Here is a 17,332-nt window from a genome sequence, read left to right as displayed (position 1 = left end):
GGAGAGTGGTACTTTATTAATAGAATTTCTTTATAGCCTAAATCAACTATTGTTCACTGATGGGAATTCCTTTTGTTAGTTAACAATATATTGTTTATAATTTGCTAGTTACGAAGACACACAAATGGTTTTGTCCCATGGTTCCTCATATTGTTTTAGCAAATAGTTACTCTTTAGAAGAGCATACACAATTCAAGCTCTTTACCTAGTATATTTATTAGGTAAAGAGCTTAAATCATTCATTCATTGATATAGTAAAGATACTCTATATTAAACAGATTTGCAAAAAGAAAGTTGGTTCTATTGTCCTCTTTTGGTGAGTTTTACAAGCTCCAAACAATAAAGTCTTTGGTTACCTCTGCCGAATACAAGTTTTTCAAATCTATTAATATAGGTTGGTTGGCACTTATAGACTTAAAATAATCAGCATTCAACGCTTTGTATTCATCATGTGCTACAGCAACAATAACGGCTTCGTATTTCTTATTGGGGCTATCTATTAAAGAAAAACCATACTCGTGTTCTACTTCTTCAGAAGAAGCATGTGGATCTACAACATCTACATTTACAGAAAAATCTTTCAGAGCATAAACTACGTCCGCCACTTTAGAATTTCGGATATCAGAAACATTTTCTTTGAACGTCACTCCCATTACTAAAATATTGGCAGTATTCAATGTTTTTCCCTCTTGTAGTAACAATTGTACTAGTTTTGTTGCCACATGATTAGACATATTGTCATTGATACGTCGACCACTTAATATAACCTGAGGATTATAACCTAGTTCCTGTGCTTTAAACGTCAAGTAATAAGGATCTACACCAATGCAGTGTCCACCAACCAAACCTGGATAAAAATTCAAGAAATTCCATTTGGTTCCTGCTGCTTTCAGAACATCCATTGTAGGAATATTCATTTTATCAAAAATAATAGAAAGCTCATTCATGAGAGCAATGTTCAAATCTCTCTGTGTATTTTCAATCACCTTAGCAGCCTCAGCTACTTTGATACTAGCAGCTCGATGCACCCCAGCATCAATGATCAATTCATATACTTTTGCAATTTCTTCCAATGACTCATCATCGCTTCCCGAAACTACTTTCACAATTTTTTCGATGGTTCGTTCCTTATCTCCTGGATTGATACGCTCTGGTGAATAGCCAATTTTGAAATCTGCTCCTAATTTAAGACCAGAGAGTTCTTCTAAGATTGGCAAGCAATCTTCTTCTGTACACCCAGGATAAACAGTTGATTCAAATACAACATAATCTCCTTTCTTAAGCACCTGACCAACGGTATTAGAAGCCCCTAACAGAGGTTTTAGATTTGGTGTTCTAGAAGCATCAATAGGTGTAGGAACAGCTACTACAAAGAAATTAGCAGCTCTTAAATCTTCAATATTTGCTGTAAATTCAATATCACAACCATCAAAAGCAGCCGCATCCAACTCTTTAGAAGGGTCTACCTTCTGTTTCATCATCTCCACACGTTCTGCATTGATATCAAAACCAATAACAGATATTTTTTTAGCAAATGCTAATGCGATTGGTAATCCAACATATCCCAATCCGATAACGGCTATTTTCTTTTCTTTATTTACAAGCTGTTGATACATCTTTGATTATTTTCTCTTGATCTAAAAAACTTTTTTAATAACATTTGGGAGGTTAAAAAGATTTTGATTTTTATCCTATTAAATTCACCTAAGTAAGAAAATCCAAATCTAACTAAAATTAGCAACAAAAGTAAGATTTTATTTTGCAAGACAAGAATTTATAAAAATATTCCTAGTAGAACTTTATTATCTATGAAAAAACTTTCAACTTCGCAAAAACAACCTTGTCTATTTTTATTAATACTCCGTTGATTCGTTCGCTGCTACTGCGTGGTACTTCATGAGTCTTTGTTAATGGTTCCGCTCTGTGGTATTGTATGAGTGCTTCAAAGTTGATTATCAGCTTTTCGCCTTTTCAACCAAGATATGTTTCACTAATAATCAAACCAATACGACTTTTCGACGGAATTATATTTTTATCACAACTTATATCATTTGCCATGAAGATTGCTATTATTGGTGCGACATCCTTCTTAGGAAAAACACTTATCTCTGAACTAAAAGAAGGTCAACACGACTTGCATTTGTTTAGTAGAATCAATTCTTTTGATTGGATGCCAAGTCTTTCTTGGACTTGTTACAATTATCCTTCTATCGCTTTAGACTATCCCCTATTAATGGAATTTGATATAATTTATTATTGTGCAGGAGCAGGAATACAACCCAAACACCAAGACAATAACCAACAAATTTATGAACTCAATGCCTTTGAACCCATTCGACTAGCAACGGCATTAAAAGATAACAACTACAAAGGTAAGTTGATTACGTTTGGCTCCTATTTTGAGATTGGCAATCACTCCGAAGATCGTTCTTATACAGAAAAAGAACTGGTCACCCATACCAACCCCCTACCCAATGCTTATTGTACTGCCAAAAATCTATTAACTCGTTTTGTAGACACCGAGTTGCGAACACCGCACAATTTGCCATTTGTTTTTCAACACTTTGTACTAACCAACATTTATGGAGCAACAGAAAATGACAATCGATTGATTCCTTACATCATTCAAAGTAGCCTAAAAAAAGAACCTCTTAGCTTTACTGCAGGAACACAACAACGCCAATATACGCACATAAGAGATGTTACTTATTTTTTAAACGAGCATATTAATAATAATCAATCAGGTATTTTTAATCTTACAACGAATACCGTTATTAGTGTCCGAGAAATGATTGAAAAAGTCCTTCAAGTAATCGAAGAAGAGTTGGAGATCGTACCGCAAGCAAATTTTGGCACGGTAGATAAAAGAGATATCAGTATGAAATACTTAGCTTTAAATACTTCTCATCTACAAAATTGTTTTAATTTTGACCCTCAAATTAGTCTAGAACAAGGTATTAGAGAATATATTATATTATATACTCGAACAGCATAAATTCATTTTAGCCTCGGCAGAAATTATCTAGTCTACTTACAAACAACTAGTGGACAGATAAACGATATAAAATTATGGAGCAAATCAATACTTTACTAAAAGATGTACAGATTATCAAAAGCCCTGCTTTTTTTGATGAAAGAGGTGGTTTTATCAAGCTTTTTAATCAACAAGCTCCTATTTTAGAGCAGTATGAGATAAAGCAAGTTAACTTTGTGCAAAATAAACAAAAAGGTATTATTAGAGGATTGCATTATCAAACGGGAACATTTGCGGAATCAAAATTTTTTCGAGTCTTGACTGGGAGAATACAATTGGCTTTTGTTGATTTGAGACAAGCTCCTTTTAACCATCAAAAGGCGAGTACATTTATCTTAGACAGTCCTGATATAGGAGTTTTGGTTCCTAGAGGCTTTGCCACAGGTTATCTTACGTTAGAAGAAAACACAGATGTCCTATACTATTCTGACAATGTCTACGAGCCTTCTGCTGAACAAGGGCTTCGTTGGAACGATCCTCTTTTTAAAATACAGTGGCTAACCTTTCAACCCAATTTATCACAAAAAGACAAAGCTTGGGCTAACTTTGCTACTACTATTTAATAATACTTCGTGGCTTTTTTCGTTTTTTACAAAAAACAAAAAGCAGCTTTACATTAGTTTGATAACCGATAAATTGCACACTTGTTACACTTTGCGCTAATGCCTTAATTACTAAAATAATATAAATATTATTTTTTATCTTTTTTGGTAAAAAGTAACGAACTACTAATTTAGACAACAAGCTTTTATTTTTACCATACTCTGCTAATTTTTTAAACTCTAAACGGCTTATTAATATTCGACTATGCTAATTGATATTCTTATTCCGACTTATAATCGTTCGGAAGATTTGATTTATAACTTGACACTTATTCAAGAAGAACTGATCCAGCATCAATTGTTGGATAAAGTCAAAGTTATCATCTCAGATAATTGTTCTCCTGATAATACTCAAGCAGCAACCAAAGAATTTTTGACTCAAAAAAATGCTAACTTTGTAGTAGATTATTATCGTACCGAAGAAAATATTGGATTAGAAAAAAATGCCGTTCATGTTCTGAGCAAAGCCAGTAGTGATTTTGTGATGTTCTTGGGAGACGACGATTATTTAGACAAAGGCTACCTTAATTATTGCGTTGAGAAAATTAATCGTGTTGAGAACCTAGGATGTATCATTACTGGAATTGTACAAATTGACAATAACCTCAAGGTAATTGGTCACCCTAGACCTACTGATTTTGAAGAAGTTGTTGGAGATGCAGGCTATGCGTCGATGCTCAAATATTCACATTTGGGACATCAACTATCTGGCTTATTACTCAAACGCAACAATTTATTAGAAGAGTATTTAGCCACCAAAGAGAACCGAAATATCTATTTGTTTATTTATTTTGTGACCAATCGGATTGAAAAATATACGGTTATTTATGTTCCTAAATTTAAAACTCAAGTTAAAATTTTAAATGCAAAAGATTGGGATTATAACCAACTAGGGCTTTTGGACGAAGTATTCAAATCATATTATCCTTTTATAACCACTCAAGGAGAAGAGAAAGTGAAAAATCTTTTGATTCATTTTTGTCGATTGCACTCCTATCGTTTTGGTATAAAAAAAGGACAACCAAATCGCTTGTATCAACAATATAAAAAGCTATTGAGTATTGTGCCTCCATTAAAGAATTTTGCCCAAGAGTTAAGAACCTTACTTTTGAAAGAATATATCCTTTTGTTTATTAGAAAATAAGTAAGAGGTCAGAAAAAATACGAACAAAAAATGGGATTATTGTTTGCTAATCAAAGAAGAAAAAGAAAGGCTTAGCGAGCTAAAACAAGTTTTTCTGATGAAGCGTAGCGCAAAAAGAAGGCTCTTTTACTTGTTATTTTTTTGAACGATTACTTAACAACCATATCTTAGAACAAACTTTAGTCTATATTAAATATTGACGATTAAAAATAGAACACTTTATGAAAATTACATTAGTAGCGGGAGCTCGACCTAACTTTATGAAAATAGCTCCTATTATTCATGCTATCAAAAAGTCCAATGCAGCGCATAATTCAGGTATTGAATATCGCTTGATTCATACAGGACAACACTATGATCAAAAGTTAAGTCAATATTTCTTTGATGACCTCAACATCCCTCATCCTGACGCCAATTTAGAAGTAGGTTCTGGCAGCCATGCGGTACAAACGGCCAAAATTATGATTGCTTTTGAACAAGAATTATTGGCCAATCCTTGTGATTATTTGTTGGTTGTTGGTGATGTTAACTCTACCTTAGCATGTACGTTGGTTGCTAAGAAAATGGGAATTACAGTTATCCATGTAGAAGCGGGGTTGCGGTCTTATGACTTGAGCATGCCTGAAGAAATTAATCGTATGGCAACAGATGCCATTGCAGATATTTTCTTTACGACAACACCTGAAGCAGGTTATAAACTAACTAAAATGGGTTGCGATACAGATCGCATTTATTTTGTAGGCAATGTTATGATCGACTCTCTTATTAGCAACCTTCAACGATTGCAACAACCTTCGGTTTGGAAGGATTTGAATTTAAAAGGAGGAGATTATTATTTAATGACCTTGCACCGTCCTTCTAATGTAGACGAAGAAAAGAACTTACAGCAACTCATTGCGCTGCTAGGAGAACAAGCTGCTGACAAACCTATTCTTTTTCCAGCACATCCTCGTACACAAAAACAATTGCAAGCAATTGGACTCCCTGACAATGTGCACATGGTAGAACCAATGCGATATTTAGAGTTTATTTACATGGTCAAAAATGCATTTGCTGTATTGACTGATTCTGGAGGGATTCAAGAAGAAACCACCTATTTAGGTGTTCCTTGCTTTACATTGCGAGAAAATACAGAGCGACCAGAAACCATTACAGTAGGCACCAACGAATTGATTGGAACCAATCCTGATCATATTATTAAAGCCTTCAAAATACTAAAATCAGGCAATTGGAAAAAAGGAAAAATTCCTTTGTTGTGGGATGGTCATGCCTCCAATAGAATTGTGGAAGAACTGCTAGGAATGTAACCCAATAAACACTCGTTCCACTAAGTAACGATAAAATTGAGAATTATAACCAATGAAATTAGAGAACCAAGTTATATTAGTAACCTCCAATGAGCCTTGGGGAGACCTTTGGTATTCTAAGCAAAATTATGCTTACGAATTGTCCAAAAACAATACGGTTTATTTTATAAATCCTCCTACCAAGTGGCGTCCTGGAAATTTATTTTCAAATCCAATTACAGAAGGGAGTTACAATGAGAATTTGCATTATATTAATTATGAGAATTTCTTGCCCTTACGCAGCAATTTTTTAAATAAATTAAACAACAAGTGGGTCTCTAAACATTTGAAAAAATATTTTGAGAAAAAAGGCATCACAGATACTATTCTATGGGCTTTTGACCCTCTCAGATTGTTTAATCACAAAGAGTTGGGTTGCAAGTTTGGTATTTATCACTGTGTTGATTTTTATTATTTTCAGTATTTGGGAGAGTACGAATTGTGCCAAAACTCTGATTTGCTTTTTGCGACTTCTCAGCGTTTTTTAGACGATTATGGCGACTACGATGCTCCTAAATATGTTGTTCCTCATGGTATTTCCACCGAAGAATTTGAGACCAAGCAAGAAGAACTAGACAATCTAGATATTGATATTCAAGACTATGCATTGTATGTTGGTGTCATCGACCATCGGATGGATTTCTCTTTATTGGAACGTGCCATTCAAAAATTTCCTGACGTGCCTTTTTTATTTGTAGGTCCTTTGCGGTTGTACCATCGCCCTATCAAAGAAAAAGATCTAGCAGCAGCCAAGCGCATCTTTGAGGAAAAAAAATATGCTAATTTGCATGCTATTGGCTCTAGACACTTTAAGACACTCAAAAATTATATCAAAAAGGCTAAATTCTGTATCTCGTTTATGGATATGGAGTACCATGCCAATACCGTTCATCATCACAAAACATTGGTCTATCTAACACAAGGAAAACCAGTTTTTGGTCCCATTTTTAGCGAGTACAAAGACTTGGGGAATATTATGTATATGGACAATGATCCCAATGGGCAGTTAAATTTGATTGCTAATTTCTTAGAGAATGGTGAGGCTCCTGAATTAGAACAACTTAGGATTGAGCATGCTCGGCAATATACCTTTGAAAATGTTTTGGCTAAGGCGAGCAAGTTGGTGGAGCAACATAGTTCGTAAGTTTACGTATAATGCTATGTCCCCACATCATACCAAATACATCATCATGCAAAAAAAAATCTTTTACACACTTTTATGTTGTATAATTAGTAACTTGTGTGCCGCCCAAAACTATACCTCTTTTGATTTTAACAATGGTCTGTGGGAAGAAGAATATTATCACATGCAACATCAACGTTCTAGGTATAATTACTATATAGATGGGGACACGGTCATCAATAACCTTACTTATCAAAAATTATACAGGATTGGAGAACTTACCTATTCTTACGGAACAACGTATGCTTCATGGCATAGTTTTTCTACCAATATGGGCTTTATCCGAGAAGATAATAACAAAAAAGTGTACCACTTACAGGGTAATATAGAAGAACGTTTATATGATTTTGACATAGCATTAGGGGATACCGTTTCAATTCCTACAATTGCATACTCGTATGATAGTGCTATTGTGGTTGCTGTAGATAGTGTTTTTATTTGCTCTACCATGCGCCAGCGTTATAAATTAGATCCTATTGGAACACAGTTAATGCATGATCTCTATTGGACAGAAGGCATTGGCAGTTCTCATGGTCTTATTCCTAGGTATAGCTGGTTTGAGAGTGGGGTGATACATGTTTGTTACTCAGATAGCACTTGTGCTACTCCTTGCTCAAACTTTCTGTCTACTATGAAAGTAAAAAGTCAACACTCAAAACTAGCTACGGTATATCCCAACCCAAGTTCTGAAAAGAGCATTATTCAGCTTAACAACGAAGCTACTACGACTAAAATTCAAGTGATCAACAATATTGGGCAAGTCATCTTAAATAAAAGGACTAATAACCAAGAAGAACAACTTGATTTGAGTAGTTGGCCGATAGGTCTTTATGTTATTAAATTAGAATACGACCAATATATAGAAACACATTTTTTAATCAAAGAATAAATAGTTTTTGCCAAACAGCGCATTATACCTTTCATGAAAGACATTTTAGTTTCTGTAATCATACCAGCCTACAAAGCAGGGCAATACATCGAAGAGACCATCCAAGGGGTTTTAAATCAAACCCATGATAATTTTGAATTAATTATTGTAGACGATGGTTCGCCTGACAATCAAGCAGAAGTTATTGCACCTATTGCTGCCTCAGACAATCGCATTCAGTATATCAAGCAAAAAAATGGCGGTGTTTCTTCTGCTAGAAATCATGGTTTTAGGCTGTCTAAAGGCGATTTTTTAGCTTTTCTAGATGCAGATGATATTTGGCTGCCGAATAATCTAGAGGTAAAATTGGCTAAATTTGCCACCGACAAAGCATTTGGTTTGGTTCATTCAGATATGGCGATTATGGATGGCAATTCACAATTAACTGGGGAGACCAAAAGCGGGAAAGAAGGATATATTTTGGATGATTTATTGTCGTGGAATGGTACTTGTGTTCCTACTCCAAGTAGTATTTTAGTGCGACGAGAAGTCGTAGAAAAAGTTGGTGGCTTCGACCTAGAATTATCCAATGCTGCCGACCAAGAATTTTTCTTTCGAGTTGCCAAAGATTATAAAATAGGTCGAGTACCTGAGGTCACTTGGTGGTATCGAGTACATGACAACAATATGCATAGCAACATTCCTGTTATGGAAAAAGATGCCTTACTCGCCTATCAAAGAGCCGAAGAAAACAAATTATTTAAATCAAAAGCATTTCGAAATCAGTGTTTTGCCAACATGTATTTAATTATGGGGGCTTCTTGGTGGGGAGATGGCCACAATAAGTCCAAAGGAATGCAATATTTATTAAAAGCCATTACTACCCATCCACCCGCTGTTGGAAAAGTATTTAAAAAGCTGTTTTCTTAAACTATTAAAAGTTTTATTTTTTAACCTTCATTAGCATTCATGGCTGTATCTAAGCAAAAACCGTCTATTCTTATTTGTGCATCGCATAGTTTCAAAGATCCATTGTTTAATGGGTTGATGTATCAATACATCTTAGAACACCAAAAAGCATCTCAATATGCCTATCGGTATCATATTGTAACAGAAGAACAAGCTGCTTATGCCCTTTCCTCTAGAGAACAAGCAAAGCTTCAAGCTCAATTAAAAGAACAAGACTTGTTTTGGCACCCCATGCCCTATCGAGGAGGGAAATTTATTTTATTTAAGAAACTATGGAACTTCATTGGTTTGTTTTTCAAAATATGGGGCATCAAGCGTAGAGAAAAAGCAAAAGTTATTATTGGTTTTTTAGCCATTGCGGGGGGCTATGCTTATATTATTTCTAGAGTATTAAGACTGAAATTGATGGTTTTTTGCTTTGAACCGCATAGCTTATACATGAAAGAATTTGGCATTTGGTCAGGGAGTTCTTTAAAATATAAAATCCTAAACAAAATCGAATACTTACAAGCTACTCGTGCCGATTATGTAACAGGTCCTACGATTCATACCATCGAATTGCTAAAAAAATGGCAATCTAAGGCTAAGTTGTTTAGAGTTCCAATTAGTGTTGACACTCAAAAATTCACCTTTTCAACTCAAGATCGTCAACGTATTCGAGCACAATATAACATCCCTGAGGATCGTTATGTAATGCTTTATTTAGGTAAGTTTAATGGGATTTATTATAATGAAAAAGAAGTTGCTGATTTTTGTAAACGACTCGTCCACTTTGACCCTAGCATTTTTATTTTCACCATCTCGCCAACCCCTTCAGAAGCTGTTGAAAAGGCATATCTAGAAGCAGGTTTGGGCAAGCGTGACTTTTTAGTTTTAAATAAAATTCCTTACGAGGAAATTGAAGGATATATTTCGGCTTGTGATATGGGAATTGTTGCTATTCCGCCTTTGGATTCTCAAAAGTATCGTACCCCCGTCAAAATTGGCAATTACTTGGCTTGTGGGATTCCTTTTTTACTAAATAGAGGGATTGCGGACGATGATATCATGGCAGAAGAAGAAAATGTGGGAGTAGTTTTCGAAAGTTTGGATGCCAAAGATTTTGCCCCTCCTTTAGCGACCTTAAAAAGGTTTATGCAAGAAGACAAGTTGAGCCTTCAAAAACGCTGTAGAGCAGCTGCAATAAAGCACCGAGGCATCCAAAACTCGGTAGAAGTACTTGATAAAATGATTCAAGAAGTGTATCCATAATTATGAAAACGACCAAGTACTTGTAAAGTCATTCAAAACTAGCTACTGTTTATACTTTTTGTAAGAATTAGTAGCCTATTCAGAGTATCAATAGTATAAAATATGGCAAATATATTTGTTACCGGTGGAACAGGCTTTATGGGGTCTCATATTGTTGAATTATTAGTACAACAAGGACACCAGGTTACGGTATTAACATCTAGCTCCAGCATACACCCCAATATCCAACATTTACAAGCTCAAATAAAAATTGTTCGGGGTGATTTTGGCAATTATCAATTGGTTTTGGAACATCTAAAAAACATAGATATCATTGTCCATATTGCTTGGACAACGGTTCCCAAAACAGCTTCCGAAAATCCAATTTATGATGCTCAAACGAATATTATTGGAAGCATACACCTTTTAGAAGCTGCGGTAAAAGCCCAAGTCAAAAAAGTAATTTTTGTATCTACAGGCGGCGCACTCTACGGCGTCCCCCAATATACTCCTATTGACGAGGCACATCCCATTCGTCCAATTTCTGCTTATGGTATTTCAAAGATGGCTTTTGAACGTTATTTGCATTTCTTTTATCAAAATAAAGGTTTAGATTATAACATCTTTAGAATTGCCAACGCTTATGGCACCCGTCAAAATCTAACTAAAAACCAAGGAGTAATAGGCATTTGGTTGCAAAAAATAAAAGAAAATCAGCCTATTGAAATTTGGGGCGATGGTTCCGTAGTCCGTGATTATATTTATGTAACAGATGTAGCTCAAATTATTGCCAAAGGAATTGCATATCAAGGCAAAGACAAAGTATTTAATGTAGGTTCTGGGCTAGGATATTCTTTAAATGAAATTTTGGAAGTTTGCCAAAAAGTAAGCCAAAAAACACCAAGTGTTACTTATTTAGATGGTCGTAGTTTTGATGTTCCTGTTAATATTTTATCTATTCAAAAAGCACAAGAACAACTTGATTGGCAACCTCAAATTTCGATTGAAAAAGGAATTGAAGCTACTTGGGACTGGTTAATTTCTATATAATATGGAAGAACATGAAATTTTAGATCTTAAATCCCCCCAAAAGCACCTGCCTAGTTGGCTCGTTCGTTGGCAGTGGCACTTTATACATGCTGGAATAATTATCGGTTTGCATTTTTTTGTTGCCTTTTGCTTGACCTCTATACTGCCTATCTTTCCTAGAGTTATTGCAGATATGATTAGCTTTCTTTTGTTGATCATCATTATTTTTGGCACCTGTGGTATTAGTATTTATATCTGTAAAAAAGGTTATCGTTGGTCTTGGTTAACAGCATTGATATTAGGTGCTTTTGTTTTTTTTTGTTGTTTTGTCTACACTATGAGTAATCTCGATTATTGGGTGGATATATTCACAAATAAGTTGCAAGATTGGACAACCTTTTCGGATAAAAAATTAAAAAACATATTAGAAATTGTCGTTGTTGGAATTGTATACAGTTTCTGGGCAATTATTAGTTTTGAAATTTTAGTGCTTCTAGGACATGTTATATCTCAATTAACCCACAAAGAAGAAACATAGAGTCTTATGCGCTATACTAGCCAAACCAATTGAGGTGCTCTATTCTCTCCTCCATAAACAATTGCATTCTGTTGATATTGCCTCCCTATCTCTTTCCCTGATTCCAACGATAAATTACAAACAAAATAACTTTTTTCAGCCTCCCAGCTTGAATTATCAGGTACACCATTCGCCTCAAAGAAGATACACTTTGTATCTATTAAAGTCTGCTTTAATTGTTCATTATTTGCTTGATTCATTTCCAAAGAGCACTCTTTAGAATAAGGATTATAGGCAGTGATAATTGCCCAAGTCTTTATACCTTCTCTTTCACAAAACGATAGGAAGAGCTCATTCTCTTTTTTTATCCTAAGTTGGTATATCTCTTCTTGGTTATAAACTTCGTAAGTGGTACTTAAATATGCTTGTTCAAGAAATGTGTTCATGATTATTAATATTTTTTAAGGTTAAACTTAGAAATGGATCCCAGTTGTCAATAATAACAGCTTGCACTTGTCCGTCTTTTTCAAAGACATCGACACCACTCACTTCTTTAGGCAACAACATGATTTTTTGCGCTGCAAATGGTCTTTCAGCTGGCGGAACCCATCCATAATTTCCTTTTGTATACAACTCGTTGTTTTTGTCCCTCAAATGCTTCCCAAAATTCACCCAACAATTTTGGCCTCTAGTTTCGGTTGTCATGGCAGCCCTTGCTAGTGGACTTAACATTCGAATATGAGTTACCCATGCTAAATCTTCTCCAATAGGACCAAAGCTATAACCATAGGTTGCATGACCAAAAATATCATGAACAATTCGAAAAACATCGTTGACTAAAAGTTCATATCCTTTAATGCAAATACCCGTATTCTGAAGCATTGGATTATTAAAATCCAACACATCTTTACCAAAGCCATTCGTTGTTTTGAAAAAATACATATGATAGTTATAAATGTCTTTTACCATTTCCAAACTATTCTCATAAGGTTCTCCTTGTCCATCATACGGCTCAAACTCAATATCCATTTCTCTAATAATAAAATAGAATTGTTGCAAGATTTCTTTTGCTAGTGCTTTATAAGCCACTTTAACAACTTTACTTTGAGGATTATTGACACCGACTTCGTAGGCATCTGCTATTTTCATTCCTACAGAAAAAGTCATTCGTTCTCTATAGACAAAATTGTAATGCGGAATTTTATACGTATTTTTGTAATCTGTTTTTAACTTATTTAACAATGGGTAGGTATCATTTTTTAATGTTTTAATGTGGTAAGCCTTTACCAACTCTTTTAGCTTATTCATTTTTAAATGTATTCTTTTTCATTAAAAATAGATTCCCATTCAGCCACAATTTCTTCTGCCAAAAAACTAGGAAATGGATGAACTCCATTGTCTAAACGAGCAAATCTTAATAAATCTACTCCTAGATTATGTGCATAAAACACAGGGTCTAAATACCTCATCAAAGTTGGCTGATCGACAAAGAAGTTGATAGGGCGCTTTTCACACATAACACCTTTTTTTTCAAAACCATAACCAAACTCATCTTCACCACCCATGTTTGCCAAGTATTTAGCTTTGAATGCTTTAGGATTATACCTATCTGATATGACGTTTTTAATCCCTGTTGCTGTGACAATAGCAAACATTTGTGAAGCTGATGCTTCTACATTTTTTTGATCGTCCGCAGACAATACCTTAAATCCAGCATGAAAAGCTTGCGCTATATGCTCCTGTTTTTGTTCTACAACCGTAATATCTTGAGTATAATTTTTCAAATGGTGGGCAATTCCTCTACCAACTTTTCCATAACCAAAAACCATCATCTTTTTCCCCTTAATGTTCTCTTGTGTCAGCTCCAAAAAGGCTCGAACAAAAGCCTCTCCAGTTCCTAAAACGCCTTCTAAGTGCTTGATTTTACTTTGGTCTACAGAAATGACAGGATAATCAATTTCAGCTGCTTTGTATTTATTCGTTCCTGTTCCTGTGATTTCTACCCCTCCAATACTAGGGCTGGTTTTATCCAATAATTCGGCCGCACAATCCATTGTAATATCAAATGACTGATGTCTTATTTTTTCAATAGGCACCCAATCTCCTCCAGCTTGTACAAATTGATGGACAAGCTCTCTATCTACCTCCATAAAACTAGGAGAGGTTACAACAAGATCAGCCCCTCCCACATATAGCGTTTCAAGTTTTACAATCGTCTCTCTGGTAAAAGGAATATTGTGTAAAATGCGCAGGCCTTTATAAGGCAAATTTTTGGCAACTCTTTTGAGCTGCTTTTGAAGGAAGGGATACTGTCCTTTGTCAAAATACCCTTTTTGCTCGTTGATAAACTGATGTATTGATTCCATTGTCAATTATAATAATTCTAATAATATTTAATAATCTAACCAAGTCACTCTTAGGCATAGTAGTTCCTGTCTTCTCAACAGTACGTTGTTGGAAAATAAGCTACTTTAACCTGTAATATTCAGTAGTTGTTATTGACAAAACCTCATTGACATGCATTAAAACATTATAACATATTCTATACACATCACTGATCTTACGACATAGAATTATACCTTTGAAATTAGGCTATAAAGTCAATTATAAATTGAAATTTTCCTAAATTCAATAACATACTACTGAAAAATAATTACTATTTAATATTATAGATTAAGGCAAGCTGCTATAGATCGCTTACATTTTTAAATTGAAAAAAGTTTCTAATCCCAAAATGTATGCGCCAAAAGGCTTGAAACATAGCAGTAGGAAATATCTATAAATATTAGTTGGGGGGCTGATATTATTTCAATGAAATAATATAATACAAGTGGTTTGGGATTTTTTGTGGCGAGCTTATAATATAAATTAATTGGCTGCCAACATATTTATCATTATTTAATTGTCCTTGTTTGCAATATATAACTAATTATCTCTTAGTGCAAACTATTTTATCAATATAAGTATTGACAAAATAGATATAAACATTACAAATAATTAAAACCCAACAATTAAGCAACAAAAAAACTGTCTATAAGATAATCCCATAGACAGTTTTCCAAAATAAGTAATTATAAGCTTTTGTATTTATTTCCCACAAGCAGCAATAAAGTCTACAAACAAAGGATGTGGTTTTTCTACTGTACTTTTATATTCAGGATGAAATTGTACCCCTACAAACCATTTGTGATCAGGGATTTCAACCACCTCTACCAAATTGGAGTCTGGATTGATTCCTGTTGGAATTAGCCCAGCTTCTTTTATTTTTTCTAAATAGTCGTTGTTAAACTCATAACGATGACGATGGCGTTCTTGAATTGCCTTGCGACCATAGATACTACGTACTCGTGAATCTTTTTCCAAATGGCAAGCATAGGCTCCCAAACGCATTGTCCCTCCTTTTTGATTGATGCCTTTTTGAGCTTCCATAAGTCCAATGACCGGATGTTTGGTCTGCTCGTTCATTTCTGTTGAAGAGGCATCTTTTAAATCCAACACATTTCTAGCAAATTCGACAACGGCACATTGCATTCCTAGACAAATTCCAAAAAATGGGAGGTTGTTTTCTCTAGCATAACGAATAGCGTGTATTTTTCCTTCAATGCCACGTTCTCCAAAACCAGGTGCTACTAGGATTCCATTCAATTCCTTAAATTTCTTTTCAACATTATTTCCTGTAATTTCTTCCGAAGCAATTGGCACCACATGCACCTTGCACTCATTGGCAACCCCAGCATGAACAAAAGCCTCTAGGATGGATTTATAAGCATCTTGAAGCTCAATGTATTTTCCAATCAATCCCACACGAATTTCGCTAACAGGGTTTTTCATATGCCCCAAGAAAGCTTTCCACTTTCTCAAATCGGGTTCTCTTCGATCTGCTAGACGAAGCATAGAAATAACCGTGATATCTAACTTTTCTTTCAACATCAAAATCGGCACATCGTAAATACTGTCCGCATCTCGTGCTTCAATAACAGCATTGGGTGACAAGTTGCAAAACAAGGATAATTTTCTACGAATATTAGAAGATAAAGGATGTTCTGTACGACAAACCAAAATATCAGGTTGTACCCCTGCACTCAACAACTCCTTAACAGAATGCTGTGTAGGCTTTGTTTTTAACTCTCCTGCTGCATTCAAATAAGGAATCAACGTCAAATGAATGACCAAACAATTATCAGCACCTAATTCCCAACGCAACTGACGAATCGCTTCTACATAAGGTAGTGACTCGATGTCTCCAACGGTTCCACCTATCTCAGTAATAACAATATCGTATTCTCCTGTATTTGAAATCAATTGCATTCTGCGCTTAATTTCGTCTGTGATATGCGGAATGATTTGAACTGTTTTTCCTAGATAAGCCCCTTCACGCTCTTTATTAATAACAGTTTGATAAATTCTACCTGTTGTTACATTATTCGCTTGAGAAGTTGGTATATTTAAAAAACGCTCGTAATGTCCTAAATCCAAATCGGTTTCAGCGCCATCGTCCGTGACAAAACATTCTCCATGTTCGTAAGGATTTAACGTTCCTGGATCGACATTGATGTAAGGATCAAATTTTTGGATGGTGACAGAAAATCCACGTGCTTGCAGTAATTTAGCCGTAGATGCAGCAATAATTCCTTTTCCGAGAGAAGAGCTTACGCCCCCCGTTACAAAGATGTACTTAGCCATGATTTAATTGCAAAGAATTAAGAAGTTTGAATCAATTGCGCGCAAAACTACCCTTTTTTGAATGAAATTAAGCTATAAAAGGTCATAATTATTAACATTAATTCATAGTTTTCTCTCTATCTCAAAAAGATACTTCTTATTTTCTGTTGATATCGCTTTTTATTTTTTCAATAAATAAAAAGTGAGTTGCCCACAAAATACGAACAACTCACTTTAACTAAACACCATCAATAAGCTATCTATGAATACTCTAATTTCAAACAACTTAACAGATGTATCTTTGCATTATTCTAATTTATCTTCTACCCAAATGTCAAACTTTTTTTGATCTTTTGTAGAAACACCACTTCCGCCTGATCGAACAAGTTTCCCTCCAATAGTTGCTTTATATTTTACTGTAATATGGTCTCCATCAAGCATTCCTTTAGCTCTAACAATTAGATCCGCACCAGAATCCAATTCAAATGTTGTATTCCAATCAGGGGTTAAAGTTTCTGTTTGAAGTTGCCCTGCTTTATCATAATAAGATATTGTAGACCAACTCTCTAGATCACCTTCTACTTCAACAGACAAGGCCACCTCCCAAATACCGTTATCCTGTTTTTTACACGAAGAAAAAAAACTTACAGCAAATAATGAGATCAAAATAAATCGAGATAAATTTTTCATTTTTTAATATTTTTTATTTTTTTGAAACTTAAGGAATTATTTCAACTCCCTATTATCT

16 protein-coding genes are annotated in these 17,332 nt (G+C 34.8%); 10 read left to right on the top strand and 6 right to left on the bottom strand.

Annotated elements, in window-relative coordinates; genetic code table 11:
* Positions 1-323 precede the first annotated feature (323 nt).
* The gene (locus QP953_RS05115; protein ID WP_309554176.1) at positions 324-1,616 is read right to left on the bottom strand and encodes a nucleotide sugar dehydrogenase; all 1,293 of its coding nucleotides are present in this window, start codon (positions 1,614-1,616) and stop codon (positions 324-326) included.
* Between the two features lie 440 nt (positions 1,617-2,056).
* Between QP953_RS05115 and QP953_RS05110 the strand changes: the two genes are divergently transcribed.
* The 10 genes from QP953_RS05110 to QP953_RS05065 all read left to right on the top strand — a co-directional run bounded on the left by QP953_RS05110 (position 2,057) and on the right by QP953_RS05065 (position 11,943).
* A complete protein-coding gene (locus QP953_RS05110) occupies positions 2,057-2,995 on the top strand; it encodes an NAD(P)-dependent oxidoreductase (protein ID WP_052594530.1) in 939 nt (312 codons plus the stop codon).
* Between the two features lie 74 nt (positions 2,996-3,069).
* Positions 3,070-3,597 carry a dTDP-4-dehydrorhamnose 3,5-epimerase family protein gene (locus tag QP953_RS05105; RefSeq protein WP_052594532.1) on the top strand — a complete coding sequence of 176 codons (528 nt, stop codon included), beginning with the start codon at positions 3,070-3,072 and terminating at the stop codon, positions 3,595-3,597.
* Positions 3,598-3,841: 244 nt separating this feature from the next.
* Entirely contained in the window at positions 3,842-4,780 is a 939-nt protein-coding gene (locus QP953_RS05100) for a glycosyltransferase family 2 protein (RefSeq protein WP_309554174.1), read from the top strand.
* A gap of 221 nt (positions 4,781-5,001) precedes the next feature.
* On the top strand, positions 5,002-6,087 hold the full coding sequence (gene wecB / locus QP953_RS05095) for a non-hydrolyzing UDP-N-acetylglucosamine 2-epimerase (protein WP_309554173.1): 1,086 nt from the start codon (positions 5,002-5,004) through the stop codon (positions 6,085-6,087).
* 52 nt (positions 6,088-6,139) lie between these two features.
* A complete protein-coding gene (locus QP953_RS05090) occupies positions 6,140-7,270 on the top strand; it encodes a hypothetical protein (protein ID WP_309554172.1) in 1,131 nt (376 codons plus the stop codon).
* A 46-nt stretch (positions 7,271-7,316) separates the two neighbouring features.
* Positions 7,317-8,198 (top strand): T9SS type A sorting domain-containing protein, encoded by an 882-nt coding sequence (locus tag QP953_RS05085; RefSeq protein WP_052594540.1) that lies wholly within the window; start codon positions 7,317-7,319, stop codon positions 8,196-8,198.
* Between the two features lie 33 nt (positions 8,199-8,231).
* Entirely contained in the window at positions 8,232-9,107 is an 876-nt protein-coding gene (locus tag QP953_RS05080; protein ID WP_309554171.1) for a glycosyltransferase, read from the top strand.
* Between the two features lie 39 nt (positions 9,108-9,146).
* Positions 9,147-10,397, top strand: coding sequence for a hypothetical protein (locus tag QP953_RS05075; RefSeq protein WP_309554170.1), 1,251 nt, complete (start codon positions 9,147-9,149; stop codon positions 10,395-10,397).
* A gap of 102 nt (positions 10,398-10,499) precedes the next feature.
* Entirely contained in the window at positions 10,500-11,426 is a 927-nt protein-coding gene (locus QP953_RS05070; RefSeq protein ID WP_052594545.1) for an NAD-dependent epimerase/dehydratase family protein, read from the top strand.
* Between the two features lies 1 nt (position 11,427).
* Positions 11,428-11,943 (top strand): hypothetical protein, encoded by a 516-nt coding sequence (locus QP953_RS05065; RefSeq protein ID WP_052594547.1) that lies wholly within the window; start codon positions 11,428-11,430, stop codon positions 11,941-11,943.
* An 11-nt stretch (positions 11,944-11,954) separates the two neighbouring features.
* Here QP953_RS05065 and QP953_RS05060 read toward each other — a convergent pair whose 3' ends face one another.
* From QP953_RS05060 to QP953_RS05040, 5 genes are all read right to left on the bottom strand, one after another.
* The gene (locus QP953_RS05060) at positions 11,955-12,368 is read right to left on the bottom strand and encodes a DUF3293 domain-containing protein (protein WP_052594549.1); all 414 of its coding nucleotides are present in this window, start codon (positions 12,366-12,368) and stop codon (positions 11,955-11,957) included.
* Positions 12,352-13,230 (bottom strand): hypothetical protein, encoded by an 879-nt coding sequence (locus tag QP953_RS05055; protein ID WP_309554169.1) that lies wholly within the window; start codon positions 13,228-13,230, stop codon positions 12,352-12,354. Before QP953_RS05055 ends, QP953_RS05060 begins: the two co-directional genes overlap by 17 nt.
* A gap of 2 nt (positions 13,231-13,232) precedes the next feature.
* Positions 13,233-14,288, bottom strand: coding sequence for an NAD(P)-dependent oxidoreductase (locus QP953_RS05050; protein ID WP_309554167.1), 1,056 nt, complete (start codon positions 14,286-14,288; stop codon positions 13,233-13,235).
* Positions 14,289-15,009: 721 nt separating this feature from the next.
* Entirely contained in the window at positions 15,010-16,605 is a 1,596-nt protein-coding gene (locus tag QP953_RS05045) for a CTP synthase (RefSeq protein ID WP_052594552.1), read from the bottom strand.
* Between the two features lie 285 nt (positions 16,606-16,890).
* On the bottom strand, positions 16,891-17,274 hold the full coding sequence (locus QP953_RS05040; protein WP_052594553.1) for a hypothetical protein: 384 nt from the start codon (positions 17,272-17,274) through the stop codon (positions 16,891-16,893).
* Positions 17,275-17,332: the final 58 nt, after the last annotated feature.

It is taken from the genome of Aureispira sp. CCB-E, assembly GCF_031326345.1.
Lineage (GTDB): Bacteria > Bacteroidota > Bacteroidia > Chitinophagales > Saprospiraceae > Aureispira.
The sequence above is the reverse complement of the archived record's forward strand: the minus strand, read 5'-3'. Positions and strand labels throughout refer to the sequence as shown.

Coding starts and splice junctions, on each gene's coding strand:
- QP953_RS05115 (WP_309554176.1), bottom strand. CDS start 1,616: ATGTATCAACAGCTTGTAAATAAAGAAAAGAAAATAGCCGTTATCGGA.
- QP953_RS05110 (WP_052594530.1), top strand. CDS start 2,057: ATGAAGATTGCTATTATTGGTGCGACATCCTTCTTAGGAAAAACACTT.
- QP953_RS05105 (WP_052594532.1), top strand. CDS start 3,070: ATGGAGCAAATCAATACTTTACTAAAAGATGTACAGATTATCAAAAGC.
- QP953_RS05100 (WP_309554174.1), top strand. CDS start 3,842: ATGCTAATTGATATTCTTATTCCGACTTATAATCGTTCGGAAGATTTG.
- wecB (WP_309554173.1), top strand. CDS start 5,002: ATGAAAATTACATTAGTAGCGGGAGCTCGACCTAACTTTATGAAAATA.
- QP953_RS05090 (WP_309554172.1), top strand. CDS start 6,140: ATGAAATTAGAGAACCAAGTTATATTAGTAACCTCCAATGAGCCTTGG.
- QP953_RS05085 (WP_052594540.1), top strand. CDS start 7,317: ATGCAAAAAAAAATCTTTTACACACTTTTATGTTGTATAATTAGTAAC.
- QP953_RS05080 (WP_309554171.1), top strand. CDS start 8,232: ATGAAAGACATTTTAGTTTCTGTAATCATACCAGCCTACAAAGCAGGG.
- QP953_RS05075 (WP_309554170.1), top strand. CDS start 9,147: ATGGCTGTATCTAAGCAAAAACCGTCTATTCTTATTTGTGCATCGCAT.
- QP953_RS05070 (WP_052594545.1), top strand. CDS start 10,500: ATGGCAAATATATTTGTTACCGGTGGAACAGGCTTTATGGGGTCTCAT.
- QP953_RS05065 (WP_052594547.1), top strand. CDS start 11,428: ATGGAAGAACATGAAATTTTAGATCTTAAATCCCCCCAAAAGCACCTG.
- QP953_RS05060 (WP_052594549.1), bottom strand. CDS start 12,368: ATGAACACATTTCTTGAACAAGCATATTTAAGTACCACTTACGAAGTT.
- QP953_RS05055 (WP_309554169.1), bottom strand. CDS start 13,230: ATGAATAAGCTAAAAGAGTTGGTAAAGGCTTACCACATTAAAACATTA.
- QP953_RS05050 (WP_309554167.1), bottom strand. CDS start 14,288: ATGGAATCAATACATCAGTTTATCAACGAGCAAAAAGGGTATTTTGAC.
- QP953_RS05045 (WP_052594552.1), bottom strand. CDS start 16,605: ATGGCTAAGTACATCTTTGTAACGGGGGGCGTAAGCTCTTCTCTCGGA.
- QP953_RS05040 (WP_052594553.1), bottom strand. CDS start 17,274: ATGAAAAATTTATCTCGATTTATTTTGATCTCATTATTTGCTGTAAGT.